The sequence below is a fragment of the Amycolatopsis balhimycina FH 1894 genome (assembly GCF_000384295.1).
In the GTDB taxonomy this organism is placed as follows: Bacteria; Actinomycetota; Actinomycetes; order Mycobacteriales; family Pseudonocardiaceae; genus Amycolatopsis; species Amycolatopsis balhimycina.
This window is the reverse complement of record NZ_KB913037.1, coordinates 6,441,806-6,463,859: the sequence shown is the minus strand read 5'-3', so window position 1 is coordinate 6,463,859 and position 22,054 is coordinate 6,441,806. Positions and strand designations below refer to the sequence as shown.

The 22,054-nt window shown below is 67.5% G+C and carries 13 protein-coding genes and 3 rRNA genes; 3 read left to right on the top strand and 13 right to left on the bottom strand.

Annotated features, from left to right (window positions below):
* Nucleotides 1-132 precede the first annotated feature (132 nt).
* A complete protein-coding gene (locus A3CE_RS0129590) occupies nucleotides 133-2,226 on the bottom strand; it encodes an ATP-dependent DNA helicase UvrD2 (RefSeq protein ID WP_185839900.1) in 2,094 nt (697 codons plus the stop codon).
* 56 nt (nucleotides 2,227-2,282) lie between these two features.
* On the opposite strand from A3CE_RS0129590, the gene A3CE_RS0129585 reads away from it, so the two are divergent.
* On the top strand, nucleotides 2,283-3,011 hold the full coding sequence (locus A3CE_RS0129585; RefSeq protein WP_020643719.1) for a DUF4191 domain-containing protein: 729 nt from the start codon (nucleotides 2,283-2,285) through the stop codon (nucleotides 3,009-3,011).
* A gap of 57 nt (nucleotides 3,012-3,068) precedes the next feature.
* Here A3CE_RS0129585 and A3CE_RS51775 read toward each other — a convergent pair whose 3' ends face one another.
* Nucleotides 3,069-3,458 carry an RDD family protein gene (locus A3CE_RS51775; protein WP_043792669.1) on the bottom strand — a complete coding sequence of 130 codons (390 nt, stop codon included), beginning with the start codon at nucleotides 3,456-3,458 and terminating at the stop codon, nucleotides 3,069-3,071.
* A gap of 269 nt (nucleotides 3,459-3,727) precedes the next feature.
* On the opposite strand from A3CE_RS51775, the gene glnA (A3CE_RS0129575) reads away from it, so the two are divergent.
* Nucleotides 3,728-5,152, top strand: coding sequence for a type I glutamate--ammonia ligase (glnA, locus tag A3CE_RS0129575; protein ID WP_026468997.1), 1,425 nt, complete (start codon nucleotides 3,728-3,730; stop codon nucleotides 5,150-5,152).
* A gap of 73 nt (nucleotides 5,153-5,225) precedes the next feature.
* Here the strand turns inward: glnA (A3CE_RS0129575) and A3CE_RS0129570 are convergent, their stop codons facing one another.
* The 11 genes from A3CE_RS0129570 to A3CE_RS0129520 form a co-directional block, all read right to left on the bottom strand.
* Nucleotides 5,226-5,657 (bottom strand): acyl-CoA thioesterase, encoded by a 432-nt coding sequence (locus A3CE_RS0129570; protein ID WP_020643716.1) that lies wholly within the window; start codon nucleotides 5,655-5,657, stop codon nucleotides 5,226-5,228.
* A 14-nt stretch (nucleotides 5,658-5,671) separates the two neighbouring features.
* Complete coding sequence (locus A3CE_RS0129565) at nucleotides 5,672-8,647, bottom strand: bifunctional [glutamine synthetase] adenylyltransferase/[glutamine synthetase]-adenylyl-L-tyrosine phosphorylase (RefSeq protein ID WP_020643715.1); 2,976 nt, start codon at nucleotides 8,645-8,647, stop codon at nucleotides 5,672-5,674.
* Between the two features lie 29 nt (nucleotides 8,648-8,676).
* A complete protein-coding gene (locus A3CE_RS0129560; protein ID WP_020643714.1) occupies nucleotides 8,677-9,810 on the bottom strand; it encodes an inorganic phosphate transporter in 1,134 nt (377 codons plus the stop codon).
* Nucleotides 9,811-9,904: 94 nt separating this feature from the next.
* Nucleotides 9,905-10,654 carry a type 1 glutamine amidotransferase gene (locus tag A3CE_RS0129555; protein WP_020643713.1) on the bottom strand — a complete coding sequence of 250 codons (750 nt, stop codon included), beginning with the start codon at nucleotides 10,652-10,654 and terminating at the stop codon, nucleotides 9,905-9,907.
* Between the two features lie 15 nt (nucleotides 10,655-10,669).
* Entirely contained in the window at nucleotides 10,670-11,233 is a 564-nt protein-coding gene (locus A3CE_RS59930; RefSeq protein ID WP_084641825.1) for a rhodanese-like domain-containing protein, read from the bottom strand.
* Between the two features lie 216 nt (nucleotides 11,234-11,449).
* Nucleotides 11,450-11,566, bottom strand: a 5S ribosomal RNA gene (gene rrf / locus A3CE_RS0129545).
* A 65-nt stretch (nucleotides 11,567-11,631) separates the two neighbouring features.
* Nucleotides 11,632-14,758: ribosomal RNA gene (locus A3CE_RS0129540) — 23S ribosomal RNA — on the bottom strand.
* Between the two features lie 328 nt (nucleotides 14,759-15,086).
* Nucleotides 15,087-16,607, bottom strand: a 16S ribosomal RNA gene (locus tag A3CE_RS0129535).
* The 16S, 23S and 5S rRNA genes sit together here, the layout of an rRNA operon.
* A 432-nt stretch (nucleotides 16,608-17,039) precedes the next feature.
* On the bottom strand, nucleotides 17,040-18,602 hold the full coding sequence (locus A3CE_RS0129530) for an amidase (protein WP_020643711.1): 1,563 nt from the start codon (nucleotides 18,600-18,602) through the stop codon (nucleotides 17,040-17,042).
* Entirely contained in the window at nucleotides 18,602-19,945 is a 1,344-nt protein-coding gene (glnA, locus tag A3CE_RS0129525; RefSeq protein ID WP_020643710.1) for a type I glutamate--ammonia ligase, read from the bottom strand. The genes A3CE_RS0129530 and glnA (A3CE_RS0129525) overlap by 1 nt, the downstream gene beginning before the upstream one ends.
* Before the next feature lie 61 nt (nucleotides 19,946-20,006).
* On the bottom strand, nucleotides 20,007-21,287 hold the full coding sequence (locus A3CE_RS0129520) for an MFS transporter (RefSeq protein ID WP_020643709.1): 1,281 nt from the start codon (nucleotides 21,285-21,287) through the stop codon (nucleotides 20,007-20,009).
* Nucleotides 21,288-21,385: 98 nt separating this feature from the next.
* Here A3CE_RS0129520 and A3CE_RS0129515 point away from each other — a divergent pair, with 98 nt between their 5' ends.
* Nucleotides 21,386-22,045, top strand: coding sequence for an LppX_LprAFG lipoprotein (locus tag A3CE_RS0129515; protein WP_020643708.1), 660 nt, complete (start codon nucleotides 21,386-21,388; stop codon nucleotides 22,043-22,045).
* Nucleotides 22,046-22,054 lie beyond the last annotated feature (9 nt).

Genomic DNA, 22,054 nt, shown 5'->3' with positions numbered 1-22,054 from the left:
GAAGCGACGCGACCTCTCCGGCGGACCGGCCAAGCGCCGCCGGAACCAGCCGAGCACCGCGCGGACCCGCCGAGCGCCCTCACGCCCGGCCGCACGAACCGGCCAAGCGCCGTCCGAACCGGCCGGGCGCCGTCAGGACTCCGCCGACGCCCGGACCACGCCGAGGATCTCCGCGCCGAAGCGTTCGAGCTTGGTCGCGCCGATGCCGGAGATCGACACCAGCGCTCCTTCGTCAGCCGGGCGCTGCTCGGCGATGGCCATCAGCGTCGCGTCGGTGAACACGACGAACGCCGGCACCTTCAGCTCGCGAGCCCGGTCGCCGCGCCATGACTTCAGCCGCTCGAGCAGGGCCTCGTCCACCGCGGACGGGCAGCGTCCGCAGCGGCCCAGCTTGACGTCGATGGTCTCCAGCAGCGGCCCGCCGCAGACGCGGCAGCGCGTCTTGACCGGCGTCGACGGCTTCTGCTGGGACCGTGCCGCCCTCGCGGCCGGGTGGTCCTCCGGGACCAGGCCGTACAGGAACCGGCTGCGCCGCCGGTTGCGCCGCCCGCCCGGTGTGCGGGCCAGCGCCCACGACAGCCACAGGTGCTCGCGGGCCCGGGTGACGCCGACGTAGAACAGCCGGCGCTCCTCCTCTATCGCGGCCTCGTCGTCGCCGGCGTGGAGGATCGGCATCGTGCCCTCGGCCAGGCCGACGAGGAACACCGCGTCCCACTCCAGGCCCTTCGCCGCGTGCAGCGATGCCAGCGTCACGCCCTCGACCGTCGGCGGGTGCTGGGCCGCGGCGCGCTGGTCGAGCTCGGCGCAGAACCGCGGCACGTCCGCGTCCTCGACCGTCGCGGCGAGCTCTTCGGCCAGTTCGACGATCGCCAGGAGCGCGTCCCAGCGTTCCTTGGCCGCGCCGCCGGCGGGCGGCGACTCGGTGAGGCCGACTCGCGCGAGCACCGAACGCACCGTCGTGACCAGATCGGAGCTGCCGTCACCGCTCGCCGTGCGCAGCGCGGACATCGCCTGCCGGACCTCCGTCCGGTTGAAGAACCGCTCGCCGCCGCGGACCAGGTACGGGATGCCCGCCTCGGCCAGCGCCGACTCGTAGGCCTCGGACTGCGCGTTCACCCGGTAGAGGACGGCGACCTCGCTCGCCGACACGCCACCGTCCAGCAGCTCACGCACCCGCCGGGCGACGGCCTCGGCCTCGACCGCCTCGTCGTCGAACTCGGCGAAGCGCGGCTCCGGCCCCGGCGGGCGCTGGCCGATCAGCTTCAGCCGCGAACCCGCCGGACGTCCCCGCGCGGCGCCGATCACCCGGTTCGCCAGCGAAACGACCTCGGGCGTCGACCGGTAGTCACGCTCGAGCCGGACGACGGTCGCGTCCGGGTAGCGCCGGGTGAACTCGAGCAGCGGCCGCGGCGACGCGCCGCCGAAGGAGTAGATGGTCTGGTTGGCGTCGCCGACGACGGTCAGGTCGTCGCGGCCGCCGAGCCACGCGTCGAGCAGGCGCTGCTGCAGCGGGGTGACGTCCTGGTACTCGTCGACGACGAAGCAGCGGTACCGGTCGCGGAACTCCTCGGCGACGACGCCGTGTTCCTCCAGCACCGCCGTCGTGTGGAGGAGGAGGTCGTCGAAGTCGAGGACCTGCGCGGCGTTCTTCAGCTCCTCGTAGTTCCGGTAGACCTCGGCGATCTGCGCCGCCGGCGCCGGGATGTCGCGCTGGGCGCGGGCGGTGACGGCCGGGTAGTCGTCCGGGCTGATCAGCGACGCCTTCGCCCACTCGATCTCGCTCGCGAGGTCGCGCAGGACCTCGACCTCGGTGCCGAGCTTGGCCCGGTTCGCGGCCTGGCCGACGTAGCGCAGCTTGTTCTCCAGCAGCTCCCACGGCCGGTCGCCGACCACGCGCGGCCAGAAGTACCGCAGCTGACGGCGGGCGGCGGCGTGGAAGGTCAGTGCCTGCGCGGCGTCGACGCCGAGGCCACGCAGCCGCGTCCGCATCTCCCCCGCGGCCCGCGTCGTGAAGGTGACGGCGAGCACCTGACCGGCGGAAACGTGCCCGGACCGGACGAGGTGGGCGATCCGGTGGGTGATCGTGCGGGTCTTGCCCGTGCCGGCGCCGGCCAGCACGCAGACCGGCCCCCGCGGGGCACTGGCGGCGGCGCGCTGCTCGGGGTCGAGACCATCGAGCAGACGGTTGATGCTCTTGGTGGAAAGTACGCCGGTCACGTCCGGCATCCTCGCAGAGGGGGACGGGGAATCGGGGCAGGGGCACGCGGCCGTATCCTGGTCATATGGCGGGACAGCAGGACAAGGAAGCGGCCAAGCAGGCCAAGAAGGAGAAGCGCGCGGCGAGCAAGGCACGCCGTGGCCAGCTCTTCGAGGCCTTCAAGATGCAGCGCAAGGAAGACCCGTGGCTCATCCCGTGGATGGTCGGCGCGATCCTCGTCGTCGCCGGCCTCCTGTTCGGGATCGGGTTCTTCTTCAAGGCCCAGTGGGTCCTGCTGCCGCTGGGCCTGGTCCTCGGCGGCCTGCTCGCCATGATCATCTTCGGCCGGCGCGTCCAGCGCACGGTCTACTCGAAGGCCGACGGCCAGCCCGGCGCCGCGGCGTGGGCGCTGGAGAACCTGCGCGGCCGCTGGAAGGTGACGCCGACCGTCGCGGCGACGACGCAGCTCGACGCGGTGCACCGGGTCCTCGGCGGCCCCGGCGTGGTGCTGGTCGCCGAAGGCGCGCCGCACCGCGTGAAGACCCTGCTCGCCCAGGAGAAGAAGCGCGTCTCCCGCCTGATCGGCGACACGCCGATCTACGACGTGACGATCGGCCACGAAGACGGCCAGCTCCCGCTCAAGAAGCTCCAGGGCTACCTGATGAAGCTGCCGCGCAACCTCAAGCCCGCCCAGGTCGACGCCCTCGAGGCCAAACTGGCCGCCCTCGGCAACCGCGGCGCGGCGCTGCCGAAGGGCCCGATGCCCGCCGGCGCGAAGATGCGCAACGTCCAGCGGACGATCCGCCGCCGCTGACCCGCTCACGAGAAGGCCCCGTCCGAACCCGGACGGGGCCTTTCTCGTCTCGCGGGGTCAGCGCATCCGGATGACGACGGTGCCGGTCAGCCGGTCGAGCCAGCTGCGGCCGTCGGCGTTGCGGACCGCCGCCGGGATGATGACGAACGTCAGCACCGCCCGGACCAGCGCTCGCGGCGGCCCGACCAGCGCGGCGCCGTCGAGACGGGCGACGCGGATGCCGACGACGCCCATGCCGGGCGTGAAGCCGAAGAAGCCGGCGGAGATCACCGAGATGACCGCCCAGACACCGCCCGACCAGAGGTTGAAGTTCTGCATCGCGACCGGGTCCTGCAGGCTGGGGTGCAGGAAGATGGCCGTGACCAGGGCCGCGACGACGAGGTCGACGATCAGCCCGAGCAGCCGCGCGCCCCCGCTCGCCGCCGAGCCGACGCCCGACTCGGGCAAACCGAACTTCTCACCCGGCCAGCGCGAGCCGTGTTGATCAGTGCCCCGGCCACCGTCGCCGGTGCCGGGCAGCCACTCGCCGGTCCATCTCGCCACCCGTCTAGGGTATGCCGGTGGCGCGGACCACATCCGACCTGGTCGGATACCCGATATCGACCACCCGTTAACACTGGCGAAACATACGGGTGACGGTCGGGCAACACCGCACTTTTAGCGTGAGCCGAAGAGAGCACTGCCGTACGAGCTCGAACGAGAAGGAGTCACCGAGGGTGCCCACTACTCCAGACGATATTCAGCGCCTCATCGCCGACCAGGACGTCGAGGTCGTCGATGTGAGGTTCTGCGACCTGCCCGGCGTGATGCAGCACTTCACCGTCCCCGCGAAGGCGTTCGACAACGACGCCATCGCCGAGGGACTCGCGTTCGACGGCTCCTCGGTGCGCGGCTTCCAGTCCATCCACGAGTCCGACATGCTGCTGCTGCCGGACCTGGACACGGCGCAGATCGACCCGTTCCGCAAGGCGAAGACGCTGTCGATCAACTTCTTCGTGCACGACCCCTTCACGCGCGAGGCGTACAGCCGCGACCCGCGCAACATCGCGCGCAAGGCCGAGCAGTACATCGCCGAGTACGGCGTCGCCGACAGCGTGTACTTCGGCCCCGAAGCCGAGTTCTACATCTTCGACTCGGTCCGTTTCGACTCCGCCGAGCACGCCTCCTTCCACGAGATCGACTCGATCGAGGGCTGGTGGAACACCGGCGCCGACGAGGTCGGCGGCAACCAGGGTTACAAGACGAAGTTCAAGGGCGGCTACTTCCCGGTCCCGCCGGTCGACCACTTCGCCGACCTGCGCGACGACATCGTCCGCAACCTGACGGAATCCGGTTTCGAGATCGAGCGCGCGCACCACGAGGTGGGCACCGCGGGCCAGACCGAGATCAACTACAAGTTCAACACGCTGCTGCACGCCGCCGACGACTTGATGATGTTCAAGTACATCGTCAAGAACACCGTGTTCGCGGCGGGCAAGACGGCGACCTTCATGCCGAAGCCCCTGGCAGGCGACAACGGCTCGGGCATGCACTGCCACCAGTCGCTGTGGAAGGACGGCACGCCGCTGTTCCACGACGAGTCCGGCTACGCGGGTCTGTCCGACACTGCTCGCCACTACATCGGCGGCCTGCTCAAGCACGCCCCGAGCCTGCTCGCCTTCACGAACCCGACGGTGAACTCCTACCACCGCCTGGTCCCGGGCTTCGAGGCGCCGGTTTCGCTGGTCTACTCGCAGCGCAACCGCTCCGCCTGTGTCCGCATCCCGATCACGGGCAACAACCCGAAGGCGAAGCGCGCCGAGTTCCGCTGCCCGGACTCGTCCGGCAACCCGTACCTGGCGTTCGCGGCGATGATGATGGCCGGCCTCGACGGCATCAAGAACAAGATCGAGCCGCCGGAGCCGATCGACAAGGACCTCTACGAGCTTCCGCCGGAGGAGGCCAAGAACGTCCAGACGGTGCCGGGCGACCTCGGCACGGTCCTCGACACGCTGGAAGCGGACCACGACTACCTCCTCGAGGGCGGCGTGTTCACCCCCGACGTGATCGAGACGTGGATCTCGTACAAGCGCGAGAACGAGATCGACCCGCTGCGTCTGCGCCCGCACCCGTACGAGTTCGCCCTGTACTACGACGTGTGATCCGGTAGCAGTCCGGCCCTTGGACACGCCGGCGGCGAGGTGCGAAGAGCCCTCGCCGCCGGCGTTTCTTTTGTCACTCCGCGGTCGACAGCACCTTCAGGTCCGCGCCCGCCGCTTCGAACCTGCCCCGCGGATCCTCGACCAGCTTGCGGCGCTCCAGGTCCATCAGCCCCAGCGTGCAGGTGATCTCCGCGGCCAGCGTCCCGTCGAGCTTCACGATGTTCGAGTCCATCTTGAACGTCTTGCCGCTGCCGAACTTGACGTCGCACGTCACGTCGACCGCGTCGCCGGCGCGCAGCTCTCGGCGGAACACCACGTGCGTTTCCAGCAGGACCGAAGCGAGCTTCGCCTTCCTGAAGCCTTCGAGGCCGCCGGCCGCGTCGAACAGCTCCAGTCTCGAAACCTCGCCGTACGAGTGGTAGACGGCGTGGTTGAGGTGGCCCAGGGTGTCCAGCTCGTAGTGCCGGACCTTGATCCGGGTCCGGAACGGCTCGCGATCGGTCACCCGCCCACTGTAGGTCAGGCCTCGTAGAACAAGTGCTCCACCACGGTGTGCGCCCGCCGCGTGATGCGGCGGTAAGTGTCGAGGAACTCGCCGGGGTCGTCGCCGGCCGACTGGCCGAGCACGCGGGCCACCGCCGCCAGGTCGCGGCCCGAACCGGGGACCTCGTCGACGGCCTTGCCGCGCACGAGCATCCCCGCGTTGCGCACCCGGGTCGCCAGCAACCACGCCTCTCGCAGGGAGTCCGCCTGCGCCTGCTCGGCCAAGCCCGCTTCCGGCAGGCACGCCAGCGCGTCCAGCGTCGACGTCGTCCGCAGCGCCGGGACCGTGTGCGCGTGCTGCAGCTGCAGCAGCTGGACCGTCCACTCGACGTCGGCGAGGCCGCCGCGGCCGAGCTTCGTGTGCCGCGTCGGGTCCGCGCCGCGGGGCATCCGCTCGGTCTCCACGCGGGCCTTGATGCGGCGGACCTCGCGCGCGTCCTTCGCGTCCAAGCCGCCTTCGGGGTAGCGGATCGGGTCGATCATCGCGATGAACCGCGCGCCGAGTTCGTCGTCGCCGGCGATGAACCGGGCCCGCAGCAGCGCCTGTGCCTCCCACACCTCGCCCCACCGCGCGTAGTAGGCGCGGTACGACTCCAGCGTCCGGACCAGCGGCCCGCTGCGCCCCTCCGGCCGCAGGTCGGCGTCGACGACGAGCGCCGGGTCCGAACTCGGCGCGCCCAGCATCTTCCGGACGGTCTCCGCGACCGACGAAGCGAACTTCACGGCATCGGCGTCCGAGACCCCTTCGAACGGCTCGCACACGAAGAGCACGTCGGCGTCGGAGCCGTAGCCGAGTTCGGCGCCGCCGAGCCGGCCCATCCCGATGACGGCGATGTGCGCCGGCGTCCGGCCCAGTTCGGCCTGCCGCTGGCGGAACGCCGCGGCCAGCGCGCCCTGCAGCACCGCCACCCAGACACTGGACAGCGCTTCGCACACCGCGGGCACGTCGAGGAGCCCGAGCAGGTCAGCGCAGGCGATGCGCAGGATTTCGTGCCGCCGCAGCGAACGCGCCGCGGCGACAGCGGCGTTCAACCCGGGCTGACGCCGGACGGCGGCCCGCAACGACGTCGCCACCTCGGCGGGCGTGCGGCCCATCAGCCGGGCCGGGTCGCCGAGCAGCTGCAGCACCTCGGGCGCGCGGACCAGCAGGGCGGGCACCAGCCGCGACGTCCCCAGCAGGAGGGCCAGGTTCTCGACGACCGTGCCTTCGTCGCGCAGCACACGCAGGTACCACGGCGTGTCCTCGAGGGCCTCGGACACCTTCCGGTACGACAGCAGGCCACCGTCGGGATCGGGCGTGTCGGCGAAGAGGCCGAGCAGCACCGGCAGCAGCGCCTGCTGGATCGCGGCGCGGCGCGAGACACCCGAAGTGAGGGCCTTGATGTGCTGGAGCGCGCCGTCGGGCGCGGTGTAGCCGAGCGCGGCCAGCCGGCTGGCCGCCTGCTTGGTGGTCAGCCGCAGGGCCTCGGTCGGCACGTTCGCGACGGACTGCAGCAGCGGCCGGTAGAAGATCTTTTCGTGCAGCCGGCGGACACCCTTGCCGTGCCGCCGGAACTCCGCGAGCAGCGTCTCGCCCTGGCTCTTGCCGCCGCTCGCCTTGATCCCGCTCGCCCTGGCGAGGATGCGCAGTTCGACGGTGTCCGTCGGCGCCGGGAACAGGTGGGTCCGCCGCATCCGGCGTAGCTGCAGCCGGTGCTCGATCATCCGCAGGAACTCGTACGACGCGCCCAGCTCGGCGGCGTCCTGACGACCGACGTACCCGCCTTCGCCAAGGGCCGCGAGCGCGTCCATTGTGGACGGCGAGCGCAGGTCCGCGTCGATCCGGCCGTGCACGAGCTGCAGCAGCTGCACGGCGAACTCGACGTCGCGCAGGCCGCCGCGGCCCAGCTTCAGCTCGCGCTCGGCGTGCTCGGCCGGCACGTGCCCCTCGACGCGGCGCCGCATCTGCTGCACCTCGCCGACGAAGTTCTCCCGGTCGGCCGCCGACCACACCAGCGGCGCCACCATCTCGGCGTACTGGCGGCCGAGTTCGGCGTCGCCCGCCACCGGACGTGCCTTGAGCAGCGCCTGGAACTCCCAGGTCTTCGCCCACTTCTGGTAGTAGCCGTGGTGGCTTTCCACGGTGCGGACCAGCGCGCCGGCTTTGCCTTCGGGACGCAGCGCGGCGTCGACGTCGAAGCACGCCCTCCCGACGACGCGCATCATCGTGCTCGCCAGCCGCGTGGCGGCGCCGAGGTCGTCCTCGCCGACGAAGATGACGTCGACATCGCTGACGTAGTTCAGTTCCCGGCCGCCGCACTTGCCCATGGCGATGATCGCGAGAGTGCCCTCGGCCGAAGCGCCGACCTCGGCTTCGGCGACCACCAGCCCGGCGGCCAGCGCGGCCTCGGCCAGCTCGGTCAGCTGCGCCGCGACTTCGGCGTAGCCCGGGTGATCGAGACCGGCCTCGACGACGTGCCCGAGGTCGGCGGCGGCGATGCCGAGCAGCTGGCCGCGGTAGGCGACCTTGAGCGCCTGCTCGGCTTTGAGCCCGGTCAGCACCGAACCGTCGCCACCCAGCAGAGCCGCGCGCAGGGCTTCCCGGTAGCAGGCGGAGTCGGTGCACTTGTCCCCGATGAGCGAGCGCCAGTGCTCCGGGTTCGCGGCGAGGAAATCGGCCAGCGCGCTGGACGTCCCCAGCACGCTCAGCAACCGGCCGCGGAAGGTGCGGTTCGCGCAGAGCTGTTCCGCGAGTGACGCCCACTCGGTGACGTCGGCCTCGCGGATCCGGTCCAGTCCGCGCAGCGCGAGGTCCGGGTCGGCGGTGCGGGACAGCGCGGAGAGCACGTCGATGGCCGTCGCGACCGGACCGCCGTCGTCCCACCAGCCGGCCGCGCGCAGCTGACCTTCGGCACGGGCATCGGTGAAGCCGTACCTCGCCGCCGAAGCGGTCGTTCGCGCGCGGTCTGCCATCACCGACCACCGTAGCCGGGGAACGTGGCTCAGGCGGCGAGGCGGCCCGGCTCGGTTCCGGCAGGCGTCGGCTCGGGCACGTGGAAGCTGTGCGCGGTGACGGGGTGGCGTCGCGAAAGCAGGTAGATGCCGAGGCCGACGCCGATCCCGGCCACCCCGACGGCGACGGTGCCCGCGGTGCCGAGGGAGGCGACCTTGCCGGAGATCGCGCCGACGATCGCGGCGGCGGGCAGCGTGAACAGCCACGCCACGACCATCCGGCCCGCCATCCGCCAGCGGACCGGCGCGTCCCGCCTGCCGACGCCGGAGCCGACGATGCCGCCGGAGCACACGTGCGTCGTCGACAGCGGGAAGCCCAGCCGCGAGGAGATCAGGATGACCAGCGCCGAGCTCGTCTGGGCGGCGAAGCCCTGCGGGCCCTCGATGTCCGTCAGGCCCTTGCCCAGGGTGTGGGTGATCCGCCAGCCGCCGAGGTAGGTGCCGAGGGCGAGCGCGCACGCGGCGCTGATGATCACCCAGACGGGTGGCGACGCACCCGCCGGGAGGCTGCCTGCGGTGACGAGCGTGAGCGTGATGACGCCCATCGTCTTCTGCGCGTCGTTGGTGCCGTGCGCGAGCGAGACCAGGGAGGCCGAGACGATCTGGCCGACCTTGAACCCGCGCGTGGCCGGGCGGCCGCGCACCAGGAAGCGGTAGACCAGGTAGGTCGCGATCATGGCGACGACACCGGCGATGACCGGGCTCGCCGCGGCGGGGATCAGGACCTTCTCGACGATCTTTCCGAAGTGGACCGAGTCGGCACCGGCCGAAATCCAGGTGGCGCCGATGAGGCCGCCGAAGAGCGCGTGCGAGGAACTCGAAGGCAGCCCGACGAACCACGTCACGAGGTTCCAGACGATCGCGCCGATCAACCCGCCGAAGACGATCGACGGGCCGATCTTCGTGTCGTCCACCAGCCCGCTGGAGATCGTCTTGGCGACCTCCACCGACAGGAAAGCGCCGACCAGGTTCAGGATCGCCGAGATCGCGACCGCCACGCGGGGCTTGAGGGCCCCGGTGGCGATCGACGTCGCCATCGAGTTCGCGGTGTCGTGGAACCCGTTCGTGAAATCGAAAACCAGGGCCGTGACGACGACGACCGCGACCAGCAACGAGGGCTCCACCCCGACCTCCGAACCCTTGTGGGGACTTTTCCCGCAAGGTACCTGACGGGTGCGCTCGGTGTTAACCGGACGTTGCCGGCTGTGACCCTTGTCGTTAAGCCAGCGGCAATGTGCGCTGACTCCCTGCGGCCGGCTCGAGTTCTCCGGCGGCCAGCCGGACGAACCTTTGCGCGAAGGGACGCCACGTCTCCTCGATGTCGGCGTGCACGGTGACCAAGGCGTCGTGCTCGAGTGAGCCGGGCCGGGCGAACTCCGCTACTTCGGGACAATCCGCGGCCCAGCTCTCGACGACGGCGGGCGTCGTCTCGATGTGGAACTGGACACCGTAGACACAACGGCCGAGCCGATAGGCCTGGTGCGTGTAGCGCGGCGCGGACGCGAGCAGCTCGGCACCGGGCGGGAGCCGGGTGATCGCGTCGGTGTGGAACTGGAGGACGTCCTGCATGAGCGGCAGGTCGGCGAACAGCGGGTCGGTCCACGCCGCGTCCTTCTTGGCGACGAGGTACGGGCCGACCTCCGGCCCGTCGGCGCCTTCCTCGACGCGGCCGCCGGTCGCGAGGGCCAGGAGCTGACCGCCGAGACAGATCCCGAGGGTGGGCAGGTTCTTCGCCGCCGCCTTGGCCAGCAGCCGGCGGACGTCGGCCAGCCACGGGTGTTTCGTGTCGTCCTGCGCGCCCATGTCGCCGCCGAGGCAGACGACACCCTGGTAGCCGTCGAGGTCCGCCGGCAGCCCGCCTTCCGGCTGCACGCGGACGTCGAGTTCCGCGCCGGCGTCGGTCAGCCAGTCACCGAGGGGGCCGAGGGGATCCGACGGGTCCGGCTGGATGATCAGCAGTCGTGTCACGCCTTCCAGGGTAGGTCAGCAGGCGCAGCGGATTCCGGGGGCTTTGTCTCCTTCTGTGTCTCCTTCTGTGGGGTAGCCCGCGGCGATCCAGCTGGTGATGCCGCCGGAGAGCCGTTTCACCTTGAAGCCGAGTTCGGCGAGCTTGAGCGCGCCCTTGGTGGCGGCGTTGCACTGGGGGCTCTCGCAGTAGCAGACGTAGACGAGGTTCTTGTCGAGGTGCGCTGTGCTTTCCGGCGTCATCTCGCGGTAGGGCAGGTTGATCGCGCCGGGGATGCGCGCCTGCGCGAAGACCTCGGGCGCGCGAGTCTCGACGACGACGTAGCCATCGGTGCGGCCGGCGTCGAGGTCATGGAGCTCCTCCAGGCCGACGGCCGGCTGAGCTTCACGGAGCTGGGCCGCCGGGTATCGCTGTCCGGCTCGGCATCCTGCGGGTGCTGTGCCGGGACACGGCGGAGCTGGAGGAGCTGGTCGAGAAGGTCCAGCGGTACGGGGAGACGACGACGTCACTGGTGTTGTCGTCGCCGTTGCGCCGGCTCGGCCGGGCTCGGTTTGAGGCCTCACGTGTGATCCGGGAGGCATCACGCGTGATGGGAGGGACGACACTGTGCCGGCCTGGGCCCGCGTCAGCGTGACCCGGGGCGGGATTCGCGTGACTGGGGCCGGGACTCGCGTGATTGACGGCGGAACTCGCCGCCAGGACCGGCCCGACTCGCATACCCGAACGCGGGAACGCAGAAAGGGCCCGGGCCGGGAGACTTGCGTCTCGACCGGGCCCAGGCCCTTTCTCCAAAATAAGTTCGGCGGTGTCCTACTCTCCCACAACCCTTCGGTTGCAGTACCATCGGCGCTGTCAGGCTTAGCTTCCGGGTTCGGAATGGGACCGGGCGTTTCCCTGACGCTAAAACCACCGAAACACTCCGAAACAACACACCCTGAGGTGGTGTTTCAGAACCGTAGAGTGGATGCGCAACATCTTCGTAGGCAAGTCCTCGGCCTATTAGTACCAGTCAACTCGACAACACATTACTGTGCTTCCATTTCTGGCCTATCAACCCAATGGTCTGTTGGGGGCCTTAACCCACAAAGGGGTGGGATACCTCATCTTGGAACAGGCTTCCCGCTTAGATGCCTTCAGCGGTTATCCCTTCCGAACGTGGCCAACCAGCCATGCCCTTGGCAGAACAACTGGCACACCAGAGGTTCGTCCGTCCCGGTCCTCTCGTACTAGGGACAGCCTTCCTCAAGTATCCTACGCGCGCGGCGGATAGGGACCGAACTGTCTCACGACGTTCTAAACCCAGCTCGCGTGCCGCTTTAATGGGCGAACAGCCCAACCCTTGGGACCTACTCCGGCCCCAGGATGCGACGAGCCGACATCGAGGTGCCAAACCATGCCGTCGATATGGACTCTTGGGCAAGATCAGCCTGTTATCCCCGGGGTACCTTTTATCCGTTGAGCGACACCCCTTCCACCAGGAGGTGCCGGATCACTAGTCCCGACTTTCGTCCCTGCTCGACATGTCTGTCTCACAGTCAAGCTCCCTTGTGCACTTGCACTCAACACCTGATTGCCAACCAGGCTGAGGGAACCTTTGGGCGCCTCCGTTACTCTTTAGGAGGCAACCGCCCCAGTTAAACTACCCATCAGGCACTGTCCCTGAACCAGATCATGGCCCGAGGTTCAGATTCCCAATTCGACCAGAGTGGTATTTCAACAACGACTCCACAACAACTAGCGTTGCCGCTTCACAGTCTCCCACCTATCCTACACAAGCCGAACCGAAAACCAATACCAAACTATAGTAAAGGTCCCGGGGTCTTTCCGTCCTGCCGCGCGTAACGAGCATCTTTACTCGTAGTGCAATTTCGCCGGGCCTGTGGTTGAGACAGCCGGAAAGTCGTTACGCCATTCGTGCAGGTCGGAACTTACCCGACAAGGAATTTCGCTACCTTAGGATGGTTATAGTTACCACCGCCGTTTACTGGCGCTTAAATTCTCAGCTTCACCCCCGAAGGGATTAACCGGTCCTCTTAACGTTCCAGCACCGGGCAGGCGTCAGTCCATATACATCGTCTTGCGACTTCGCATGGACCTGTGTTTTTAGTAAACAGTCGCTTTCCGCTGGTCTCTGCGGCCACCCACCCCTAGCCCGTAAAGGACTTCAGGATGTTTGGCCCCCCTTCTCCCGAAGTTACGGGGGCATTTTGCCGAGTTCCTTAACCACAGTTCACCCGATCGCCTTGGTATTCTCTACCTGACCACCTGTGTTGGTTTGGGGTACGGGCCGTGCATGCACTCACTAGAGGCTTTTCTCGGCAGCATAGGATCACTCTACTTCACCTCAAACGGCTACGCATCACGTCTCAGCCTCATGAAACACGGATTTGCCTATGTTCCGGCCTACACGCTTACACCAGGACAACCATCGCCTGGCGGAGCTACCTTCCTGCGTCACCCCATCGCTTGACTACTACGAAATCAGATCCCACGCTCCACACACAAACCTCCATCCGAAGACTTCAGCTCATGGCTTTGGGTGGTTAGTATCAAACGCCTCGTCATGGGCGCACATGCTCGGGTACGGGAATATCAACCCGTTGTCCATCGACTACGCCTGTCGGCCTCGCCTTAGGTCCCGACTTACCCTGGGCGGATTAGCCTGGCCCAGGAACCCTTGGTCATCCGGCGGCAGAGTTTCTCACTCTGCATTCGCTACTCATGCCTGCATTCTCACTCCCACACCCTCCACGACTGGCTTCCGCCGCCGCTTCCCCGGATGCAGGACGCTCCCCTACCCATCCACACCACTAGACAAGGACTTCAAGAGTCCAAGCCGATGTATTGCATGAATGACACAGCTTCGGCGGTGTGCTTAAGCCCCGCTACATTGTCGGCGCAGGACCACTTGACCAGTGAGCTATTACGCACTCTTTCAAGGGTGGCTGCTTCTAAGCCAACCTCCTGGTTGTCTGGGCAATCCCACATCCTTTCCCACTGAGCACACACTTAGGGGCCTTAGCTGGTGTTCTGGGCTGTTTCCCTCTCGACGACGAAGCTTATCCCCCGCCGTCTCACTGCCGTACTCTAACACCACGGTATTCGGAGTTTGGTTGATTTCGGTAACCCGGTAAGGCCCCTAGACCATCCAGTAGCTCTACCCCCGTGGAGAAACATACGACGCTGCACCTAAATGCATTTCGGGGAGAACCAGCTATCACGGAGTTTGATTGGCCTTTCACCCCTACCCACAGCTCATCCCCTCAGTTTTCAACCTAAGTGGGTTCGGGCCTCCACGACGTCTTACCGTCGCTTCACCCTGGCCATGGGTAGATCACTCCGCTTCGGGTCTAGACCACGCGACTACAGACGCCCTATTCAGACTCGCTTTCGCTACGGCTACCCCACACGGGTTAACCTCGCCACGCAGCACTAACTCGCAGGCTCATTCTTCAAAAGGCACGCCATCACCCAACAAAGCAGGCTCTGACGGCTTGTAGGCACACGGTTTCAGGTACTCTTTCACTCCCCTCCCGGGGTACTTTTCATCTTTCCCTCACGGTACTAGTCCGCTATCGGTCTTCAGGAAGTATTTAGGCTTACCGGGTGGTCCCGGCAGATTCACAGCAAATTCCACGAGCTCGCTGCTACTCGGGAACACCACCAAGGTCCTTGNAACTGGTTTTCGCGTACGGGGCTCTCACCCACTCCGGCCCGCCATCCCAAGCGGTTCCACTAACCAGCACAACAACCCGAAGAGATGTCAGTCTCCTCAAGGCGGGTCCCACAACACCGACCACACAACCCCTGACAGGTATCACATGCAATCGGTTTAGCCTCTTCCGCTTTCGCTCGCCACTACTCACGGAATCACGGTTGTTTTCTCTTCCTGCGGGTACTGAGATGTTTCACTTCCCCGCGTTCCCTCCACACACCCTATATATTCAGGTGCGGGTAACACCACATCACTGGTGCTGGGTTTCCCCATTCGGAAATCCTCGGATCACAGCTCGGTTGACAGCTCCCCGAGGCTTATCGCAGCCTCCTACGTCCTTCATCGGCTCCTGAAGCCAAGACATCCACCATGTGCCCTTAACAACTTGACCACAAAGATGCTCGCATCCACTCTACAGTTCTCAAACACCACACCAGAAACAAACTACGTTTCAGGGCTGTGTAAGCCCTGAGGCGTGTTGCCTCAGGACCCAACAGTGTGCACAGCGAACAACCCACCACCCAGCTCCACGACCGGGGTTCCACGCGAAGCAAGCTCCGCAGTACTAGCCGGCGGTATCACAACCGCGGTGAGCCATAACCAGTAGTTCCACGATTCCTTGAGCAACCGGAACAAGCACACATTCGGCACTTGAGTCCCAGCCACCCCACCAGGTTGATCCGGGTATCCCGGCCTGATGGATGTGTTGTGCTCCTTAGAAAGGAGGTGATCCAGCCGCACCTTCCGGTACGGCTACCTTGTTACGACTTCGTCCCAATCGCCAGTCCCACCTTCGACCACTCCCTCCCCTTACGAGGTTGGGCCATGGGCTTCGGGTGTTACCGACTTTCATGACGTGACGGGCGGTGTGTACAAGGCCCGGGAACGTATTCACCGCAGCGTTGCTGATCTGCGATTACTAGCGACTCCGACTTCACGCAGTCGAGTTGCAGACTGCGATCCGAACTGAGACCGGCTTTAAGGGATTCGCTCCACCTCGCGGTATCGCAGCCCTCTGTACCAGCCATTGTAGCATGTGTGAAGCCCTGGACATAAGGGGCATGATGACTTGACGTCATCCCCACCTTCCTCCGAGTTGACCCCGGCAGTCTCCCACGAGTCCCCGCCATAACGCGCTGGCAACGTAGGATAAGGGTTGCGCTCGTTGCGGGACTTAACCCAACATCTCACGACACGAGCTGACGACAGCCATGCACCACCTGTACACCAACCACAAGGGAAGCCCCATCTCTGAGGATGTCTGGCGCATGTCAAGCCCAGGTAAGGTTCTTCGCGTTGCATCGAATTAATCCACATGCTCCGCCGCTTGTGCGGGCCCCCGTCAATTCCTTTGAGTTTTAGCCTTGCGGCCGTACTCCCCAGGCGGGGTGCTTAATGCGTTAGCTACGGCACGGACAACGTGGATGTCGCCCACACCTAGCACCCACCGTTTACAGCGTGGACTACCAGGGTATCTAATCCTGTTCGCTCCCCACGCTTTCGCTCCTCAGCGTCAGTATCGGCCCAGAGACCCGCCTTCGCCACCGGTGTTCCTCCTGATATCTGCGCATTTCACCGCTACACCAGGAATTCCAGTCTCCCCTACCGAACTCAAGTCTGCCCGTATCGACCGCACGCTCCACGTTAAGCGTGGAGATTTCACGGCCGACGCGACAAACCGCCTACGAGCTCTTTACGCCCAATAAATCCGGACAACGCTCGCACCCTACGTATTACCGCGGCTGCTGGCACGTAGTTAGCCGGTGCTTCTTATCCAGGTACCGTCACTTGCGCTTCGTCCCTGGCGAAAGAGGTTTACAACCCGAAGGCCGTCATCCCTCACGCGGCGTCGCTGCATCAGGCTTTCGCCCATTGTGCAATATTCCCCACTGCTGCCTCCCGTAGGAGTCTGGGCCGTGTCTCAGTCCCAGTGTGGCCGGTCACCCTCTCAGGCCGGCTACCCGTCGTCGCCTTGGTAGGCCACTACCCCACCAACAAGCTGATAGGCCGCGGGTTCATCCTGCACCGCCAGAACTTTCAACAACCCCCCATGCGAGAAGTTGTGATATCCGGTATTAGACCCCGTTTCCAAGGCTTATCCCAGAGTGCAGGGCAGATTACCCACGTGTTACTCACCCGTTCGCCACTCATCACCACCCGAAAGCGGATCAGCGTTCGACTTGCATGTGTTAAGCACGCCGCCAGCGTTCGTCCTGAGCCAGGATCAAACTCTCCAACAATGAACAGTTTAATCGAGGCAAATTAATGCTCTCAAAGGAACCTCATACGAGGTTTCAAAACATAAGCTCTACTGGCTTAGTTCACTAGCACACTGTTGAGTTCTCAAGCAACACACTCTGAATCCATCCGCGTTATCCGCGGCTAAATCCTCGGCAGTTGTTCCAAGCGATATTCACAAACTTTTGGTCGAGCATGCCTCAGCCTACGGGTTTAGTCGTAGGGGGTCGGCGGCCGCTCGTGGGCCGACGCTGAACATTACCCGGTCCGATCCGCGGTGTCAACCCGCTCGTCCCGGCCTGGTCTCCGGGGCTTGCGGCCCCGGTGTGACCCGGTGTTCCTGGCGACGAAGAGAAGATTACATGCCCCCGAACCGCCCCAAAACAGGGGGGTCACTTAACGACATCGTCGCAGGTCAGAACGCTTACAGACGGCTACGACGGCCAGGTCGGCAGATACCGGGGCGGGACCCGCGCCGGAGCCACCCGCTCGAAGTCCGCCGCGAGGGCCAGCATCCGGGCGTCGGACCACCGCGCACCCATGAACGAGATCCCCACCGGGAGCGGTCCGGCGAACCCGGCCGGCACGGTCACGTCCGGATAGCCGGCGACCGCGGCCGGGGTCGACGACGGGATCACGTCGTTGTCCCCCACCGCGCAGTCGGTCTTCCACGCCGGCGGGTTGGTCGGCGACGCGATCGCGTCCAGGCGGTACGCGGCCAGGGTCTCGTCGAGCGACCGGCGCGCGAGGTCCGACAGCTCCGCCCGGCCGGCGAGGTAGCCCGGGTCCGACGGCGGAGGCGCGGCCAGTGCCTGCTCGAACAGCTCCTGTCCGGCGAAGCAGGTCCGCTCCAGCGGGTCCGCCCGGTTGTAGGCGATCAGTCCGGCCAGGTTCCGTGGCCCGGCCGGCCGCGTCGCGAGGTACGCGTCGATGTCGCGGTGGAACTCCGTGAGCAGCGCCGGGAACTCCAGCTCCTGCAGCCGCGCCTGGTACGGCAGCGTCACTTCGACGACCGTCGCACCGGCCTTGACCAGGGAGTTCCGCGCCGACGTCATGATCGCTTCGGTGGCCGGGCCGAGCACCGGCAGCCGCCACAGCCCGATCCGCGCGCCGCGCAGGACACCCGGGCGGAGCAGCTTCGCGTAGTCCGTGGGCTGGGTGCGCGGGTACTGCGCGGTCGCCGGGTCCGCGGGGTCCCGTCCTTGGAGCACCGAAAGAGTGAGTGCCACGTCGACGACGTTGCGCGCGATCGGGCCCGCGGTGTCCTGCTCGGCGGAGATCGGCACCACGCCGGTGCGGCTGACCAGGCCGAGGCTCGGTTTGTGACCGACCGTGGCCGTCATTCCGGCGGGGCACACGATCGAACCGTCGGTTTCACTCCCGATGGCGACCTGGGCCAGTGACGCGGCGACACCGGCCGCGGACCCGGCGGACGACCCGCACGGGTTGCGGTCCAGCACGTACGGGTTGTTCGTCTGCCCGCCGACGCCCGACCAGCCGGACGTCGGCTTCGCGGCGCGGAAGTTCGCCCATTCGGAAAGGTTCGCCTTACCGAGGATCACCGCACCGGCCGCGCGAAGCCGGGTGATCAGCGTGGCGTCCTTCGCCGGGCGGCTGCGCAGGGCCCTCGACCCGGCCGTCGTCCATTGGTCACGGGTGTCGACGTTGTCCTTGACCAGCACGGGGATGCCGTCGAGCGGTCCGCGCAGGCGATGCGTACGGCGCCGGGCATCGCTCTCGAGAGCTTGTCCCGGCGAAGACGGGTTGAGTGCCAGGACCGCGTTCACCTTGCCGTCGATCCGGTGCACCCGATCGAGGTACAGGCGGGTCAGCTCGACGGCGCTGAGCCTGCCGGACGCCATCCGCGCCTGCAGCGCCGGGATGTCGGCCGAGTCGAGGTCGAACTTCGAAGCCGGGGAAGACGCCGCGGCGGGGACCGCGGTGACGAGCGTGAAGACGGCGGCCGGCACCAGGAGGAGGGCCGGCCGCCGCTTCATCAGAGCACCGGCAGCAGGGTTCGGAGCTCGTACGGGGTGACCGCGCTGCGGTAGTTGTCCCACTCCACGCGCTTGTTCCGGAGGAAGAAGTCGTAGACGTGCTCCCCGAGGGCTTCCGGCAGGAGCTCGGACGTCTCCATCTCGGCCAGCGCCTCCCCCAGGTTCTGCGGCAGCTGCGAGTACCCGGCGGCGCGCCGTTCGGAGTCGCTCAGCTGCCAGATGTTGTCCTCGGCGGGTGGCGGCAGCTCGTAGCCCTTTTCGATCCCCTTGAGCCCGGCGGCCAGGATGACCGAGTACGCCAGGTACGGGTTGCACGCCGAGTCCAGCGTACGGATCTCCACCCGCCGGGATGACGCCTTTCCGGGTGAATACATCGGGACCCGGACGAGCGCGGAGCGGTTCGCGCGGCCCCACGAGACCGTCGTCGGCGCCTCACTTCCGCTGATCAGGCGCTTGTAGGAGTTCACCCACTGGTTGGTGACCGCCGAGATCTCCTTCGCGTGGTGGAGCACCCCGGCGACGAAGGCCTTGCCGGTCGCCGACAGCTCGTGCGGGTCTTCGGCGTCGTAGAACGCGTTGCGGTCACCCTCGAACAGGCTGACGTGCGTGTGCATCCCCGAACCGGGCTGGTCGGTGAACGGCTTCGGCATGAACGTCGCGCGCACGCCCTGGGTCAGCGCGACCTCCTTGACGACGTAGCGGAACGTCATCACGTTGTCGGCCATCGTCAGCGCGTCGGCGTACCGCAGGTCGATCTCCTGCTGGCCCGGCGCGCCCTCGTGGTGGCTGAACTCGACCGAGATGCCCATCGCCTCGAGGGTCTCGATGGCGTGCCGCCGGAAGTGCGTCGCCGTGGCGTGGCTGGCCTGGTCGAAGTAGCCGCCGTTGTCCGCGGGCTCCGGCTCGCTGCCGTCGTCCGGCATGGTCGAGAGCAGGAAGAACTCGATTTCGGGGTGGACGTAGCACGTGAAGCCCGCTTCGGCGGCCTTCGACAGCTGGCGGCGCAGCACGTGCCGCGGGTCCGCCCACGACGGCGAGCCGTCCGGCATCGCGATGTCGCAGAACATGCGGGCCGAGTAGGGGCCGCCCTCGGGGGTTTCCCAGGGCAGGACCTGGAACGTCGATGGGTCGGGCTTGGCGACCATGTCCGATTCGTAGACCCGGGCGAAGCCCTCGATGGCCGAGCCGTCGAAGCCGATGCCGTCGTTGAAGGCGCCTTCGAGCTCCGCCGGCGCGACCGCGACGGACTTGAGGAACCCCAGCACATCGGTGAACCAGAGACGGACGAAACGGATGTCGCGCTCCTCGAGCGTGCGAAGCACGAATTCCTGCTGGCGATCCATGGCCGCACCCTAACCACAGCGTGTTAACGACATGTTTCGCGACGCGCCGAGGCCGCGGAAGTCACGTCGCGAGTACCGCAACGGGTTTCTTCGCCCGGCTGATGGCCAGCGACGCGGCGGACGCGATGACCGCCAGGACGGCCGCGGAATACCAGGCCAGGGTGTAGTTCCCGAGCTGGTCGCGGACCAGGCCGGCGGCCGACGCGGCGAACGCGGCGCCGAGCTGGTGGCTGGCGAAGACCCAGCCGAAGACGATCGGGCCGGCATCGCCGAACGCGCGGACGCAGAGCGCGACGGTCGGCGGGACCGTGGCCACCCAGTCGAGGCCGTAGAACAGGATGAACGCCCACATGCTCGGCTGCACCGAACCGGTGAACAGCTGCGGCAGCAGCGCCAGCGAGAGCCCGCGCAGGGCGTAGTACACGCCCAGCAGGATCCGCGGGTCGACGCGGTCGGTGAGCCAGCCGGAGAAGATCGTGCCGACGACGTCGAAGACGCCGACCAGGGCCAGCAGGCTCGCCGCGGTCGTCTGCGGCATGCCGTGGTCGTGCGCGGCCGGGACGAAGTGGGTGCCGACCAGGCCGTTCGTCGTCGCGCCGCAGATCGCGAAGCCGACGGCGAGCAGCCAGAACGTCCGCGTGCGGGCGGCCTGGCCCAGCACGGACAGGGCGCGGCGGCCCGAGCCGGTCCTGGGGGCCGGCCGCGCGACCTCGGCGTCGGCGGGCGCGCCGTAGGCGGTGGTGCCGACGTCGGCGGGGTGGTCGCGGATGACCAGCAGGACCACCGGGACGACGGCGAGCGCGGCGATCGCGATCACCAGCGACGCCGTGCGCCAGCCCGAGTCCACCGCGAGGTTCGCGATGAGCGGAAGGAAGATCAGCTGGCCCGTCGCGCCCGCCGCGGTCAGGACGCCGGTGACGACGCCGCGGCTGCGGACGAACCACCGGGCCGCGACCATCGCGGCGAAGCCCATGGCCATCGAGCCGGTGCCCAGGCCGACCAGCACGCCCCAGCACAGCACCAGCTGCCAGCTCGCGGTCATGAACACCGTGCCGCCCGCGCCGAGGGCGATGACGGTCAACGCCGTCGCCGAGACCCGGCGGATGCCGAAGCGTTCCATCAGCGCGGCCGCGAAGGGCGCGAAGAGGCCGAAGAGCACGAGGTTCACCGAGACGGCGGAGCTGATCGTGGCCCGCGACCAGCCGAACTCCTGGTGCAGCGGGTCGATGAGGACGCCGGGGGCGGCACGGAAGCCCGCGGAGGCGAGCAGCGCGACGAAGGCGGCACCGGCGATCAGCCAGGCGCGGTGCAGCTTCGGGGCGGGACGGGTCTCAACAGTCACCCAGGCAGTCTCACCGCGCGCGCGGTGAGACGGAAGTGGCCGGGAGGACATCATCCGCAAGGATCGGGCCAACAGGCGCCGCTCAGTAGGCTCAGGGGATGTCGCGCTTCGCCCTGTTGCTCGTGCTTCTCCTGACGGCCCTGACGGCCGGCTGCACCGGGCTGCCCGACACGCGCGGGCCGTTCCCTCCAGGTGCCGAGCTGGTCAGCGACGCGGCGAAGTCGTTCGCGGCGGTGCGGAGCGTGCACTTCGCGGCGGGCGTCAACGGCGTCCTGCCGGGCTTCCCGCTCCGCCAGATCGAGGGCGACGCGACCCTCGACGACGGCGAGTCCGCGACCGGCACGGCCGACGTCCAGGACGACGACGCCGGCGGCGGGCACACGAAGTTCCGCTTCGCCGTCCAGGGCGGGCACGTCTCGACCGACCTCGGGGCCGGTCCGCTCCCCGACGCGTACGCGGTCAGCACGTTCCTCGGTCCGCACGGCGGGCTGAAGCGGCTGCTCGACAGCGTGACGGACGCCAAACCCGAAGGCCGCGAGAACGTCGACGGCGCGTCCGCGCTGCGGGTCGGCGGCCGGGTGCCGGCCGCCGTGGCGCACAGCGTGCTCGCGCCGGTCGACGCCGACCTCACCGTCAAGGTGTGGGTGTCGGACGCCCTGCCCCGGCGGTTCGTCCGGCTGTGGGTACAGATCCCGCCGCCGGACGACCACCTCAGCCCGGTGATGATCGAGCTTTCGCTCACCAAGCAGCAGGCGTAGCTCCGACAT